The following is a 15,928-nucleotide window of genomic DNA, read 5'->3' on the forward strand; positions in this document are numbered from 1 at the left end:
ATGGAATTAGTAATTCGTGAAGCGATTGAAGTAGCACTCAAGGACCTCGGTATTGAGGAGGTCAATTTTGGAGTGGAGCATCCTGGTGATGTGGCACATGGGGACTATGCCACAAATGTGGCCATGGTAACGGCAAAAAAAATGGGGGTAAGCCCGCGCGATATCGCGGAGCGATTTCGCGCGGCACTCGAAGGAAAAATTCCGGATGTGACATCCATTGAAATTGCGGGTCCGGGATTTTTAAACTTCACTCTTTCACGCGATTTTTTCGTGGAGAAGATAGAAGCGGTAAACGCGAGCCCGACTACATATGGTCAGAACGACATTCTCAAAGGAGAGGAGATTATTTTTGAATACACGAGTCCAAATCTTTTTAAACCGCTTCATATTGGGAACCTCGTCGGGAATATTGTGGGCGAATCCATCTCACGACTCATGGAATATGGTGGCGCTACACTCCATCGTGTAAATTATCCTTCAGACATTGGGCCTACAGTGGCAAAGGGTGTATGGGGACTGATACAGACAAAGGGGGATGTGCACGACATCAATGCTATTGGAGAAGCCTATCGCGTCGGCAGTACAGCGTATGATGATGGTACCGGAAAGGAGGAAATAGATGCAATTAATCGTGCGCTCTATGCGGGTACCGATGAAGCACTTAATGCACTCCGTGCACAGGGTATTGCTACGTCGCGTGCACGACTCGCTGAGTTGTGTGAGATGCTCGGCACGCATTTTGATGCAGAATTTTTTGAGAGTGAGGTGAGTGAGGAGGGAACACGAATAGTACGAGAAAAAATCGGCACGGTCTTTGAAGAAAGTGAGGGGGCAGTTATTTTCCGCGGTGAACGCTACGGGCTTCACACCCGTGTGTTTCTTAATTCTCATGGTTTGCCCACGTACGAAGCAAAAGATATGGGCAACTTTGCACGGAAGCAGTCACTGTACCCGGGGTGGACACGCTCATACATAGTGACGGGAGGAGAACAGCGTGAATATTTCAAGGTACTCATTAAAGCACTGAAAGAAGTTTTCCCAGAATCAAAAGAAAAGGTGATTGAAAATATCGCCACAGGTTTTCTCACACTCACGACAGGGAAGATGTCATCCCGCAAAGGCAATGTGCTGACGGGAGAAGACCTCCTCGCGGAGGTACGTGAAGAAGCGTATGCGCGTGCAAAAGAGAGCAGGGCAGAGCATATCGAGGAACTCACTGAGCAGGTGGCTGTGGGGGCGATTAAGTACCAGATACTGAGGCAAGCAGTGGGAGGTGATATTGTCTTTGACAAAGCACGCGCACTTTCACTTGAGGGAGACTCAGGTCCCTACCTTATGTACACCCATGCCCGCCTCACCTCTATTCTCGAAAAAGCAAAACATGCGGGACTTACCGCGTGCACCACGCATGCACCAGAGGTTCCCTATAGAGTTGAGAAATTGATTTACCAATTTGAGGAAGTAGTGAGAAAAGCAGGGCAAGAAAAAGCACCGCATTTTCTCGTCACCTATCTCACCACCCTCGCAAGTGAGTTCAATTCATTCTACGCCCACGAGCAGATTGTAGACTTAAACGACCCTCACGCTCCCTATAAAATCGCACTTGCAGCTTCAATTCGAAGCACACTCAAAAATGGTCTTTGGCTTCTTGGCATAAAAGCCCCAGAGTGTATGTAGGCAGTATATAATCTTAATATGCATAAACAGCCAACCAAAGAGGAAAATTTATTAAAGAAGGAATGGGGGGCCGGGGGTGGGCGCGTCCCTTCTCGGGGGGGGGAGGAAAAAAAAATTTCGCCTCCCCCCTTGCAAAAAAAAAAATGAGGGGGACCAAAGCAGCTGACCGGGAGGCGCAGTCACCGATGATTGGGGTATCATCGATTCACATTTAATGACCATATAATTCGATGTAAAAAAGAGCCCGGGCTGAATTAGGATTAAGACCGTTAGTCTATAAATCCTGCCCGAGGCCTTGCCTTGGGCAGGATTTTCGCGTGATATACTGTAATAAAGGTTTAAGAGAACACTATTATTTTTTTAATTTGCTATCACTATGGAGTTCACTACATTTTTATTCGGCGCTGCTTTTTTCCTTCTTATAGCGGGTCTTCGTGTTGTTGATCAGTATGAGCGGGGTGTCGTGCTCACTTTGGGGAAGTACACCGGTATGCGTGCTCCAGGGCTTACATGGATTTTTATTGGCATTCAAACAATGCAGAAAGTCGACCTTCGCATCACCACGATTGATATTCCTCAGCAGGAAGTTATCACGAAGGATAATGTGCCGGTCGGTATCAATGCAGTTGTCTATTTCCAAGTAGAGTCAGCAGATAAGGCGACTCTCAATATTAAAGACTTCACGCTAGCCGTCTCACAGTACGCGCAAGCGGCACTCCGTGATGTTATTGGTGGTATTGAGCTTGATACACTCCTCTCAGAACGTGAGCAAATTTCGCTTGAGATTAAAAAGATTGTGGATGGCGCCACCGGCGAGTGGGGTGTGAATGTCACCGATATTAAGGTACAAGACATCGAGCTTCCTGCAGATATGAAGCGCATCATGGCTAAACAAGCAGAGTCAGAGCGCGAACGACGCGCGGTTATCATTCGTGCAGAGGGCGAGTTCACTGCAGCAGAGCGTCTTGCGCAGGCGGCAGAGCGTCTCGGCGCTGTTCCCGGAGGCATGTCACTGCGCACCCTTGCGACCATCGAAAAGATAAACCCCGACCCATCAAAGACCGTCATCTTCGCACTTCCCGTTGAGATTATGGAAGGACTCCAATCGCTCTCAACCATACTCAAGGATAAGAGTAAATAAACACGTATGGCTACCATTGTGAAGCCGCATTTGAATCCGCGCACCGCGTACCTTCAAGTTGCACTCAACAACACACTCGATGAGGCGTACCGTGTAATACAGCTTCTTCCGCGGAGTGAGCGCATTATTGTGGAAGCAGGGACACCATTCATCAAACGGTATGGTACTCATGGTATTGCCCAAATTTATAGTTGGTATAGTAACCATCTCAATAGTCTTGTTCCTCAAGCATTCAATGTTGAGACGAGTTCATTCAGTCAACTTGCAAAAAGTTTTGGTGAGGCGCTTGCACAGAGTCAGTCAATGACGAACGTACCGGGGGCACATATCCGTCCGTATGTCGTTGCAGACTTAAAAACGATGGATAGAGCAGAAACGGAGGTAGAGATGGTGGCGAGTGCAGGGGCGAGTGCAGCAATTGCACTTGGGATGGCACCCATTGAAACGCTTGATAGATTTATTGAAGCATGCGAGACACACGGTATTGATGCCATGATCGATATGATGAACGTCGAATATCCACTCGCGGTTCTTCAAAAACTCAAAAAGATTCCACCTGTCGTTATTCTCCATCGTGGTGTCGATGAAGAGGCGGTGAATAAGGAAAAACAAATACCACTTCATGAAATACGTCGCATTAAAGGAATGTACAACGTGATGGTATCGATTGCCGGTGGGGATACGGTGCGGGAAGTACAACGTGCTATCTTTAATGATGCTGATATTGTGGTGATATGGAAGTCAGTCTACGAAAGTTCGAAGGAAACGACTGATCTCATCGAAGGTTTCTTGCGAGAGATTAAGTGAAAAAATATGTTGCAGAAAAATATTGGGTGTGGCAGAATGTGAGTCGCACTGCATGGGCGGTGATAGTAGGAGACTGAAATGGCCAACAAAGAGAGCAGATGTAAAAAACGTACACGAGTCGTGGTAATGTTCAAACCAATTCACGACGAAGCAGCAGTGAAGAGTCCGCGCCCCGTGCTTATTGCACGGGGACATTTCGAAAGTCCTGACGAACTTACGGCTAAATGCAAGGAAGGAATGGCGATCTTGCCCCCGCAATACCAACAGAAAGGGACGGTCCTCGTAGGGCGTGAATCTGATGAGCATATTGCTTCCGAGCAGTTTGCTAGGAAGGGACATACGTGGAGCGCATCCTTGGGGTTGTCGATTACCGACTTCATCCGAACGCATTGCAACTCGGAACTTTTCAGTTCACGTACACAAGTCAGCGTGTAGCCTCTCGCATTTTATGAGGCAAAGCCCGTGTCACAGCGGGCTTTTTCTATGCTATGATGCCTAGGTACATCTGATACATGTACGTATTATTATGTCTGATATACATAAATAGAATATGGAAAAGAAAATAGAGAATAGAAAAAATACGCCCACAGTGCAAACTGAAAAAAGTGACGTTGCACTTCGTGAGGAAGAGATACTCGCGTTTTGGCGAGAGAACGAAATTTTTAATAAGTCGGTAGAGACACCTGCGGGCAGAGAAGGTGCCCTGGAGCACTATGTTTTTTATGATGGGCCACCGTTTGCTACAGGCACGCCACACTATGGACACATTCTTGCAGGAACGATAAAGGATGCTATCCCACGGTTCCAGACAATGAACGGCAAGCGCGTCATCCGTAAGTGGGGATGGGATTGTCACGGCCTTCCTTTGGAAAATATTATAGAAAAGCGTCTTGGGCTCTCCACCAAGCGAGACATTGAAGAGATGGGGGTGAAACAATTTAATGAAGCGGCACGAGATGCGGTCCTCGAGTACGCTGACGATTGGAAGGAGGTTGTGCCACGCATGGGACGTTTTGTGGATATGGAGGACGACTATCGCACGATGGACGCCACGTACACCGAGTCGGTATGGTGGGTATTTTCTGAACTCAACAAAAAAGGTCTTGTCTATGAGGGATTTAAAACTATGCATCTTTGTCCTCGTTGTGGGACGACTCTTTCTAACTTTGAGGTGAATCAGGGATATAAGGATATCAAGGATATCGCGGTCACGGTAAAAATGCCGTTATTGGATGAGCAAGGGAATGTAACCGACACCTCAATACTCATCTGGACGACAACGCCGTGGACACTTCCGGGGAACCTTGCGGTTGCCGTGAATCGCGATATTGAATACGTGAAGGTGCAGGTGACGCTCGACGGTACTGAGGAAAAAGTAATTCTTGCAAAAGCACGCCTCGCGCAACTTAGCACCGATGAATATGAAATTCTCGAAGAGATGAAAGGCGAAGCACTTCTCGGAAGGAAATATCTTCCACCGTTTGATTCTTTTTTAAAACAGGAATTTGTAGGAAAAGAAAAAGCGTGGACTATCTACCATGCCGATTATGTGGAGGTGGGGGAGGAGGGGACAGGCGCAGTGCATATTGCACCAGCGTATGGCGACGATGATATGGAGCTCGCTAAGCGTGAGGGAGTGCCGGTGATGCATCATGTGGATGTAGATGGACACTTCAAGGAGTGCGTCACCCATTTTGCAGGACAACTCGTAAAACCAAAAGATGATGATAAGGCAGATGTCTCTCATCTCGATGCGGATATTGAAGTGGTGAAGTATTTGAAGGATGCGCATCTTCTCGTGCGAAAAGAAAATATCACGCACTCATATCCACACTGTTGGCGCTGTGACACACCGCTTCTCAACTATGCGACAACCTCGTGGTTTGTGCGTGTGACCGACATTAAAGACGCGCTCGTAAGCGAAAATGCAAAAGTACACTGGGTTCCCGAGCATGTGGGTACGAATCGTTTTGGCAAGTGGCTCGAAGGTGCGCGTGATTGGGCGGTATCTCGCCAACGGTATTGGGGTGCGCCAATCCCAATTTGGAAAAATGTAAAGACGGGTGTGTACAAGGTCTTCGGCTCTCTCGCAGAATTGAAGACGTACATTCCAAAGTCAGGAAATACCTATTTCCTTACGCGTCACGGCGAGTCGGAGTTCAATCCACAATTCATTTTAAACGGACTACCCGGAATAAAAAACGGTCTTACAGAAAAAGGGAAGGCACAGGTGGACGCCACGGTAGAAGCACTCCGTGGTACGCAGATTGACCTCATATACTATTCGCCACTCGAGCGCACCATTGCGACTGCAATGCGTATTCGCGAGGAGCTTGGGGTGCCTATGGAGGCGTGTTTCGAAGACGACCGCATCAAGGAAATGCAATTTGGTGAATTCGAAGGAAAGCAGGTGTATGAGTACCATGCGTTTTTTGGTGCAGGGTACAATCGCCTCGTCATGTGTCCAGAGGGCGGGGAGTCTTGGACTGATGTAAAAAAGCGCGTAGGAGAATTTCTCTATGAAATAGAAAAAAAGCACAGCGGCAAAAAAATCCTTATCGTGTCACATAATGGCGCACTCCAAATGCTCCAAGCGGCTGCGCATGGTGATGAACACAAGCATCTCGGTGAAATAATAGAGACCGATGAGTACGACATGCATAACGCAGAAGTGCGTGCACTCGATTTTACACCGCTTCCACACAATGATACATACGTTCTTGATTTTCACCGTCCATACATAGATGAAATCGAACTCGTCGATACTGATGGTGAGAGAATGGTGCGTGTACCAGACGTCTTTGACTGCTGGTTTGAATCGGGTTCCATGCCCTATGCGCAAAATCACTATCCTTTTGAAAATCTCGAATCCTTTAATGCAGAAAAGAGTATTGGTTTCCCCGCGCAGTTTATTGCGGAAGGGCTTGATCAGACGCGCGGATGGTTCTACTCACTTCTCGTACTCGGTGTTGCACTCTTCGGGAAGTCACCTTTTGAAAGTGTGATTGTGAATGGGCTTACGCTCGCGGAAGATGGAAAGAAAATGAGTAAGTCACTTCAGAATTACCCTGACCCAATGGAACTTGCCAATCGTGTGGGTGTGGATGCACTTCGCTATTATCTTCTCTCGTCACCCGTGGTGCATGGAGAAGATTTGAGTGTGTCGGAAAAGGAAATACTCGAACTTCAGCGCAAGAATATTGGACGTCTGCATAACGTGCTTGCAATGTACGAGACATATCAAAATGACGCCCCTGCTCAGGAGATTTCAACAAATATTCTCGATATGTGGATAATTGCACGACTGAACGAAACTGTGCGTGATATCACTGCAGGCTACGCATCCTACGAACTCGATAAAGCAACGCGTCCAATCGAAGGACTTATTGACGATCTCTCGGTGTGGTATTTGCGACGTTCGCGTGAAAGACTGAAGGGTGAAGATATGCATGATAAAGCACGTGCACTCGCGACGCTTCGCTATGTGCTTAAAAATCTTGCACTTCTCATGGCACCAGTCATGCCATTCTATGCCGAGTATCTTTTCCTGCGTGTCCGCGAGGAAGGGGAAGCAGAAAGTGTCCACCTTATGTCGTGGCCGAAGGGAGGAGAGGTAGATATCAATCTTCTTTCACAAATGTCCTTAACGAGACAAATTGTGACTATCGGTTTGGAAGCACGAGCAAAAGCAAATATTAAGGTAAGACAACCTCTTCCGAGGATCGATGTGTCAGAACTTCCGAAAGAAGAGTTCATCTCTCTAATTTTAGAGGAAATAAATGTTAAGACTATCGGTGTCTTTATGGAGGCAACTCTTTCTGGTTCAGGCTCTCTTTCAGGCATCCTCGATACTACTATCACACCCGCACTCAAGCAAGAGGGAAATGTGCGTGAGCTTATGCGCGCTATTCAGGAAGCACGCAAAACTGCAGGGCTTGAGCCGAATGACAGAATCGTACTATGGGTGAGTGCTCCAACGAAAGAACTCATTGCACCGTTTGAAATCGAAATGCTTCGTACTGTCGGTGCGCGCGAAGCACGCATTGATGAATCAGGAGCAACACAAACCCTCATTCTTGAAGGCGTTGGATATCGCTTTGGCATCACTGTTGCGTAATGGCGTATAAGACCTACATCACCGAGGCACTTGTCTGCGAAAGTATCGACAGTCAAACCTCTGATCGCTCATTTCTCCTTTTTACCCGTGAGGCGGGTATGGTGTATGCACATGCGCAGAGTGTCCGCGAGGAACGCTCGAAGCATCGCTACTCACTCCAAGAATGCGCGCATGCACGCGTCACTCTTGTACGCGGAAAGGCGGGGTGGCGCGTGACGGGAGCAGAACCACTACATAATTTCTACAGTCTTGCACACACACGCGAAGCACGTGCTTTTGTGCGTAATATCGTGCTTCTCATTCGACGCATCATGCAAGGTGAAACAGCTCACGAGAAAGTTTTTGACGAAGTCGTGTATGCGTGTATGCATTTAGAGCAACACATCCCTTCGAAACTCGAATGTATTCTTTCGCTTCGCATATTGCATGCTCTCGGGTATATTGCGAGTGAAGCCTCAATTGGTGCATATCTCGATAGTCCTTTTGCCTCTCTGGACAGTAATAGCCTTCTTGTGGATACAGAAAAACACTGTAATACACTTATTACTCAGGCACTTTTGGAGAGCCACTTGTAGACAAGGGGATAGGAGTATTGTGGTATACTCATGCGATATGGACACTGAGGAAACAAAAAATACACCACCCGAGACTGCTGACGGAGAGAAAAAACAACCAACACCACAAGAAGTGGCGAAGGCAGCAATAGCTGAGGCCGAACGTATTCGAAGTTTGCGTGAACGACTCTATGCGCGGGGGAATACTTTGGATGGAGTGGCGCATCACGCGGTACCACCGCGAGCAATGGTACCGCACAGCACGCTTCCTCCTGAGACCGAAGAAGCTAAAGTTGCTTCTCAGACAGATGCAGACATTCAGAGTAAGTCAGTTGATGAGACGGTGTCGTATACTACTACTATGAAACGTCGCCGTTCATTTCGAAAAATTGTTGCATTCACTGGGATACTCTTTTTTATAGGTGCTGTTGCAACAGCGAGCTTTCTTATGTTTTCAGGTAACAACACGATTTCAGGTGACAACATCACGCTTACGGTCACAGGGCAAAATACTGTTGGCGCGGGTGAATTACTTCCTTTCCAAGTTGCGGTATCCAACCAAAATGGTGTTCCTATTCAATCCGCAACACTTATTATTGAATACCCAGCAGGGACGCAAAGTGCCACAGGCGATGCAGAATTGGATGTTGAGCGTAAACAACTCAATCAAATCGGAAGTGGGGAACTCATTAATGTGGAATTAAGTGCGCGTGTCTTTGGTGAAGAGAATGAAAAAAAGGATATCAAGGTGTCTATTGAGTACCGGATTGCTGGCTCAAATGCGACCTTTAATAAAGATGCCGAGCCACTCAATATAAATATTGGTACCTCACCCGTGGTGATTACTTTTAATGCACTTAAGACTGTTTCTACGGGACAAGAATACGTACTTCCGCTCACCGTGCAATCAAACGCCAATATCCCTCTTACCGACGTTCTTGTAAAAATGTCATATCCTGGCGGATTTGATTTTACAGAGTCTGACCCCGACACAGTCTCAGGAGAAGATGTGTGGAAAATCGCAACATTGAAGCCCGGCGAAAAAAAGGTGATTACGGTGAAGGGGGTAATTACGGGGTTTGATGATGAGGTGCGTAAGTTTTCTGCAAAGGTTGGAGTTGCGGATTCAAGTAATAAGATGCAGATTTCCTCAATCTTGGCCCAAACTGAAATTGAAGCTCTCGTTGAAAGGCCATTTTTAGACACACATATTACGGTGAATGGTAAAAACGGGGATACGATTGTTGTTGATAAAGGGGACGCGGTGCGTGTTGACCTAAAGTTCGAAAACACGCTCGATACTATTTTGTATGACGCAAAAATATCTGTTGCATTGGAAGGAAATGCACTCAATGAGTTCAATGTGCGCTCTTCTGAGGGATATTATGATTCAACAAAAAACACTATTTCATGGGATGGCACAGACACTTCTGTGTTGAAAGAGATTCTTCCCGGAAAGGACGGAAAGGTGACATTTTCAATTGATCCATCAGAAGACGTTGAAAGTACCCCCACCATCACACTTAGTGTGACTACACGTGGTCAGCGTATTTTTGAGGATAGAGTTCCACAAGAATTGGTAGGTAACACAAAACAACTTATTAAAATTCAAAGTGCCGCCACATTCCTCGCAAAAGCGTTGCATAAGAGTGGTCCATTTAAAAATGAAGGCCCCATTCCGCCTGAGGTAGAAAAGACCACTGAGTATACTCTTGATTTCACCATTAAGTCAGGAAACAATAATCTTAAACAAGGAGAAATGACTGCAGAACTGCCACAGTACGTGAAGTGGCTTGATACAGTAACCGAAGGCGATAAGATATCATACAACCCAAACACACGTATGATGAAGTGGGCTATCGGAGATTTGGCAGCTAATACCGAAGAAAACGCTTCTGTACAGGTGTCATTCACTCCAAGTATGTCTCAAGTCGACACGTTCCCGCAGATTATTGGCCGTCAGTATTTTACCGGAATTGACACATACACTGAGACAGCTATAAAAGATTCAAACGCTCCGATTTCTACAGTGCTCATGAATGAACCGTCGGGAGCCCCATCAGGAGGGAGGGTTATCGAATAAAAAGGTCTCACCTTGAAACTTCATATAAAGTATATATAGTAGAGGATTATTTCCGTAATCCATCATATCGTATGAACGAAACCCAAATTACCATGGATAAGATAATCTCGCTGTGTAAACGACGCGGATTCATATACCAAGGCTCAGAAATTTATGGCGGGCTTGCAGGTACTTTTGACTATGGTCCTCTGGGACTCGCGGTCAAAAAGCGTATTGAACACCTGTGGTGGAAGCAGTTTGTGGATGATCGTACGGATATGTTTGGTATCGACGCGTCACTTATTTCGAGTGCATCTATCTGGAAAGCGTCGGGGCATACCAGCACATTCAACGACCCACTGGTTGAAGACCTTGTCTCAAAGAAGCGCTACCGCGCAGACCACCTCCTTGAGGATGCAGGGCACACTGCGGAAGGTCTTACCATCGGTGAACTCACGGCAAAACTGAAAGAGCACAATATAAAAAGTCCCGAAGGGAATCCTGTTTCAGAGCCAAAAGTCTTCAATCTTCTTTTCCCAGTCTATATGGGCGCAGTAGAGAGTGACGAATCACTTGCATACCTTCGTGGTGAGACTGCGCAGGGAATGTTTACGAATTTCAAAAATATCCTTGATTCCTTCTCCCCAAAACTTCCGTTTGGTATTGCACAAATAGGTCGCTCGTTTAGGAATGAGATTGCTCCGCGCGACTACATCTTTCGTGTGCGTGAACTTGAGATTATGGAGTTTGAGTATTTCATTAAAGAAACAGAATGGGAAGCACAGTTTGAAGCGTGGCGCGCTGAGTATCACGAATGGTTTGCATCACTCGGCTTTGCACTTGAGGATTATAAAGAAGTTGAAGTCGACGGACACGACCGCGCGCACTACAGCAAGCGCACGATGGACTTCTACTTCAAGTATCCATTTGGCTTCAAGGAGATTGGCGGTATTGCATACCGTACTGACTTTGATCTCAGAAATCACATGGAACACAGCAAGGTAGATCTTCGCTACACCGAGCCTGAAACGGGCGAGAAAAGTATTCCGCATGTTATCGAGCCAACCTTTGGCTTGGGACGTACCGTACTCGCCGTGATTGCAAAGGCATACAGCGAAGACGAGATGAATGGGGAAGTACGTACCGTGCTCCGCTTTCCCGCACATCTTGCGCCATACCGCGCTGCGGTCTCACCGCTTTTGAAGAATAAGCCGGAGCTCGTCGCAAAGGCACGTGAGGTTTTCCTTATGCTCAAAAAGGAGTTTGGCAATATCGCGTGGGACGATAATGGTAATATTGGTAAGCGATACCGCCGCCAGGACGAGATTGGTACCCCATCATGTATCGTGATTGACTTCGACACTTTAGGGGAAGAAAAACCAGAATTGAAAGACACCGTCACCGTGAGAAACCGCGACACCGGCACACAGGAGCGTATCGCTATTTCTGAACTCATACCCTATTTACAAAAATAAAACAAATGGTGTCACAGGGTTACCCTAGGGCAACACATAAAAATGAAAAGTAAATACATCACTACCACACTTCCGTATGTGAACGCCGATCCACACATCGGCTTTGCATTTGAGGTCATACAGGCAGATGTACTTGCGCGCGCGTGGCGCCTTAGTGGCGATACGGTATTTTTTAGTACCGGCACTGACGAACATGGGCAAAAGATAGCGGAGAAGGCAGATGAAAAAGGAGAGTCCAGGCAGGCGTACGTAGATCACTACGCGAATGAGTTTCTGAAACTCAAAGAAGCACTTGGCCTTTCTTTTGATGCGTTTGTACGTACGACAAATGAAAAGCATATCTATGCGGCACAGGAATTATGGCGTCGATGCAGCGCACAGGGGGATATATATAAAAAGAAATACAGTGGCCTCTACTGTGTGGGATGCGAGTCTTTCAAGACTGAAAGTGATTTGGTAGACGGCACGTGCCCAGAACATCACACGGTGCCTGAACAGGTGGAAGAGGAAAATTACTTCTTTGCACTTTCAAAATACCAAAGTTACCTTGAGGAATATCTTTCACGCGAAGGGGTTATCGCACCTGAGTGGCGTCGTGAAGAAGCGCTTACCTTTGTGCGAAAGGGTCTTGAAGACTTTAGTATTTCGCGTGAAAAAGCGCGCCTCGACTGGGGTATTCCTGTCCCGGGAGATGATGGGCAGGTGATGTATGTGTGGTTTGACGCACTCACCAACTACATCTCCACACTTGGATGGCCCGATGATGTTGAGGGGAATTATAAGAAATTCTGGGTAGACGGAGAGACGCTCCAACTCGCAGGGAAAGACCAAGTTCGCTTCCAATCCATCATGTGGCAGGCAATGCTTAGATCTGCAGGACTTCCCGCTACCGACTGTGTGGTTTATCACGGCTTCATTACCTCAGACGGTCATAAGATGAGTAAGTCTATAGGGAATGTCATAAGTCCTTATGAACTCGTAGAACGCTATGGTACCGATGCGACTCGCTACCTCCTCCTCCGTCACGTACATCCCTTTGAGGATACCGACATTACGTGGGAACGTCTCGATGAGTGGTATACCGCGAATCTAGTAAATGGCCTCGGCAATCTGGTAGCGCGTGTTATGAAAATGGCTGAGAGCTATGGTGTTTCGTATATCAGTTCAGACGATGCCCCCACAGTAGTTACTGATGAAACTATTCAAAAATCTTTGGATAATATTTGGTTACAGATTGGCGAACTTGACGCATTTATCCAACATGAAGAGCCATTCAAGAAAATAAAAGTTGATGAGAAAGCGGCAAAAAATGATGTGTCGTACCTACTCTCTCGCCTTAATATGGTTGCGCATGCACTCAGTATTGTAATGCCACAAACATCAAAAGCAATCGTAACTGCAATTCACGAAAACAAAAAACCCGAAAACCTTTTCCCACGCCTTGTATAGGTATGACTTTTCGCTACATAGACATTCACACACATTTAAATCTTGATGCGTTTGACGTTGACGGTGAGGAGGTGGGCGAGCGCACCCGCGCTGAGGGTGTTGCGTATATCAATATTGGTACGGGAAAGGCGACGAGCGAAAAAGCAGTGGCGCTCGCCCATGAAGCGGAGGGAGTTTTTGCGACTGTCGGTATGCACCCGACACACACAAGCGGTGAACACGCAGAGACTTTTGAATATGAAGATTTTCGCTCACTTGCTCGGAATGAAAAAGTGGTGGCTATAGGTGAGTGTGGACTCGATTATTTTCGCGTGGACAAGGAAATGAAAGGGGAGGAAGAAGCTGTGTTCCTTAAACACATACAACTTGCGAATGAAGTAGGGAAGCCGCTCATGCTTCACATTCGCCCCAGTGAAGGGAGTATGGATGCATATCATGATGCACTCCGTCACCTCAAAGCACATGCGAAGGTGCTCGGGAACGTACACTTTTTTGCAGGTACCTATGCAGTAGCAAAGCAGTTTTGGGATATAGGATTCACCACATCATTCACTGGTGTCATTACGTTTGCCTCACAATATGATGAGGTTATCAAAAATGCACCGCTCGCTATGCTCCATGCGGAAACCGATGCACCCTACGTTGCACCCGTACCATACCGAGGGAAGAGGAATGAACCAAGATATGTAAAAGAGGTGTATAAGCGAATTGCTACAATACGAGGGGAAGATGAAGAGAAGGTGCGATGTGCACTCCTTGAAAACGCCAGAAGGGTGTTTGGGGCTACTCTATAAACGTGAAAAATAAAAAAGTCGCCGACACTGCTGTCGACGACTGATGGGCGATTGTCCAATTTCAAAATGATACTGTACACACCCTGTTCTTCCCGTTTTTCTTGGCGAGGTACAGTGCCTTGTCCGCACACACGTACAGTGAAGATTGGCTCGAGATATCAGACCCCTGACCGATTGTCGTAACACCCACACTTGTGGTGACAGAAAACCTCGTCTTACCCTCTTTGAATCGCATTTTCTTTTCAATGATAATGCGAATCTTCTCGAGATGAGACCACGCACCTTGGAGTGGGGTCTCTGGCATGATGATCACAAACTCCTCACCGCCAATCCGGCACACAATGTCCGTCGACCTGGTTTCCTTTTTAAGGATTGAGGCAAGTTTTTTGAGGACGCGATCACCTACAGGATGACCGTATGTGTCGTTGACCTGCTTGAAGTCGTCGAGGTCAAGGATGGCAAGAGACAAGGTCCCTACACCCCGAGTCGTGCGATTGACCTCACGGCGGACTACTTTGTCAAAGACTTGCCGATTCGGTAGCCCAGTAAGATGATCTATACCGGACTTTGCCTTGAGTTTGTCGAAAAGTGCTTTGCAGTGTGCACAGGGCACTGACTTTTTGCTTTTTTCCACGAGTAATTCCTTTCACAAGAGAAGAAAAAATAAGAGCAATACTTTTTGATTATACTATAGGATTTGCATGTTGTCTATACCACCATTGTGGTGGCTAAAAAGAGCCCGTTCTCTCTCCCTAGATAGAGAACGGGTCTTTCCAAAACACCTTTCACTTCGTTAATCAAAAATTGAGATGAGATAGGTATCGATTTTTCGCTGGTCTGTATCGTAGAAAGATTTTCCGTCGTCATGGAGGTCGTCAGCAAGATCTTCACCAACGAAGCGCCAATGCCATGGCTCAAAGACATAGTACGCATTGTCTTTTGGGTAGGAGAGAACAAAACCATAACGGTGTGCATGTTCAAGAAGCCATGCGTACGCCTCGGTATCCGCAAAGGAGGTGTAGGTGCCACCAATAGCAGGTGTGGTGAGGTCTATCGTTGTACCGAGTTGATGCTCTGAGTAGCCTTGGTCAGCAGAGAAGGTATTAGCACCAGAGCCGTAGGTTACGGTGTATGCATTCTTGAGACTTTTTTGCTCGTCAAAGGAGCGATACCCAGAGACTACCTTGAGTTCAATACCATCTTCCAAAGCATCTTCAAACATATCCGTGAGAAAAGGTGCAACACGGGTGTCGATGTATTCAGGAGTATCAGTACGGAGCAAAGACGTTGAAGCAATCGGAACGACTTTGGGGGGTACGTAGTGTTCGTTAAGGAAATATATTTTTGAGTACTTCATGAGGAGTTCAGAATCCATTTTGGAAAGCTTATCGAGCTTTACCACAGTTCCTGATACTTTTTTGATTTGGCCCTCAAAGGCATCATTACGTTCCGTTTCTTCTTTAAGGAGGCGACTCAATTCAATTGCGTTTTCCTCTGCAAGTGCGAGAGCACCCTTTGTTTCCTCGAGCGTCATTTCTTTTGCGGTAAGTCCTGCTTCTTTTTCACTCAAAGTGCCCTGTGTCGCACTGAGTTCATTTGTTGTGCGCATATACGTCTCGCTTAAGATATTGATAGCTACATCTTGACGATATAGGGTGTACGAAAGTACACCAATCACAGTGATAAGGAGTATTGTGATAGCGAGTCCGAAACGAGCAAAGAATGTGCGCATAGCGCTCTCATTCTAGCACGGGCGGGAGGAGGGCTATAGGGTTGAAAATGTGTGGTATCTATGGTACGGTTACGCCACATTATTAGTGGAATAGGTTGGAAATCCAGCCGATTCCAGTCA

The 15,928-nt window shown here is 46.7% G+C and carries 11 protein-coding genes; 9 read left to right on the top strand and 2 right to left on the bottom strand.

Features of this window, described 5'->3' with window-relative positions:
- The 9 genes from argS (at nt 1) to IPH92_04700 (ending at nt 14,076) form a co-directional block, all read left to right on the top strand.
- Nucleotides 1-1,677, top strand: a complete 1,677-nt coding sequence (argS, locus tag IPH92_04660) for an arginine--tRNA ligase (protein ID QQR64818.1) — start codon at nt 1-3, stop codon at nt 1,675-1,677.
- A 376-nt stretch (nt 1,678-2,053) separates the two neighbouring features.
- Nucleotides 2,054-2,818, top strand: a complete 765-nt coding sequence (locus IPH92_04665; protein ID QQR64819.1) for a slipin family protein — start codon at nt 2,054-2,056, stop codon at nt 2,816-2,818.
- Nucleotides 2,819-2,824: 6 nt separating this feature from the next.
- Nucleotides 2,825-3,625 (top strand): hypothetical protein, encoded by an 801-nt coding sequence (locus IPH92_04670; GenBank protein ID QQR64820.1) that lies wholly within the window; start codon nt 2,825-2,827, stop codon nt 3,623-3,625.
- A 550-nt stretch (nt 3,626-4,175) separates the two neighbouring features.
- A complete protein-coding gene (locus tag IPH92_04675; GenBank protein QQR64821.1) occupies nt 4,176-7,742 on the top strand; it encodes a class I tRNA ligase family protein in 3,567 nt (1,188 codons plus the stop codon).
- The gene (locus IPH92_04680; protein QQR64822.1) at nt 7,742-8,317 is read left to right on the top strand and encodes a recombination protein O N-terminal domain-containing protein; all 576 of its coding nucleotides are present in this window, start codon (nt 7,742-7,744) and stop codon (nt 8,315-8,317) included. Before IPH92_04675 ends, IPH92_04680 begins: the two co-directional genes overlap by 1 nt.
- Nucleotides 8,318-8,354: 37 nt before the next feature.
- On the top strand, nt 8,355-10,379 hold the full coding sequence (locus IPH92_04685; GenBank protein QQR64823.1) for a hypothetical protein: 2,025 nt from the start codon (nt 8,355-8,357) through the stop codon (nt 10,377-10,379).
- A 71-nt stretch (nt 10,380-10,450) separates the two neighbouring features.
- Nucleotides 10,451-11,833 (top strand): glycine--tRNA ligase, encoded by a 1,383-nt coding sequence (locus IPH92_04690; protein QQR64824.1) that lies wholly within the window; start codon nt 10,451-10,453, stop codon nt 11,831-11,833.
- A 42-nt stretch (nt 11,834-11,875) separates the two neighbouring features.
- Complete coding sequence (locus IPH92_04695; protein ID QQR64825.1) at nt 11,876-13,282, top strand: methionine--tRNA ligase; 1,407 nt, start codon at nt 11,876-11,878, stop codon at nt 13,280-13,282.
- Between the two features lie 2 nt (nt 13,283-13,284).
- Complete coding sequence (locus IPH92_04700) at nt 13,285-14,076, top strand: TatD family hydrolase (protein QQR64826.1); 792 nt, start codon at nt 13,285-13,287, stop codon at nt 14,074-14,076.
- 61 nt (nt 14,077-14,137) lie between these two features.
- Here the strand turns inward: IPH92_04700 and IPH92_04705 are convergent, their stop codons facing one another.
- Together IPH92_04705 and IPH92_04710 are read right to left on the bottom strand one after the other, a co-directional pair.
- Nucleotides 14,138-14,710, bottom strand: coding sequence for a GGDEF domain-containing protein (locus tag IPH92_04705; protein QQR64827.1), 573 nt, complete (start codon nt 14,708-14,710; stop codon nt 14,138-14,140).
- 159 nt (nt 14,711-14,869) lie between these two features.
- Entirely contained in the window at nt 14,870-15,808 is a 939-nt protein-coding gene (locus tag IPH92_04710) for a D-alanyl-D-alanine carboxypeptidase family protein (GenBank protein QQR64828.1), read from the bottom strand.
- Nucleotides 15,809-15,928: the final 120 nt, after the last annotated feature.

The organism is Candidatus Kaiserbacteria bacterium (assembly GCA_016699245.1).
GTDB lineage: Bacteria > Patescibacteriota > Minisyncoccia > Phycocordibacterales > UBA918 > Damh-18.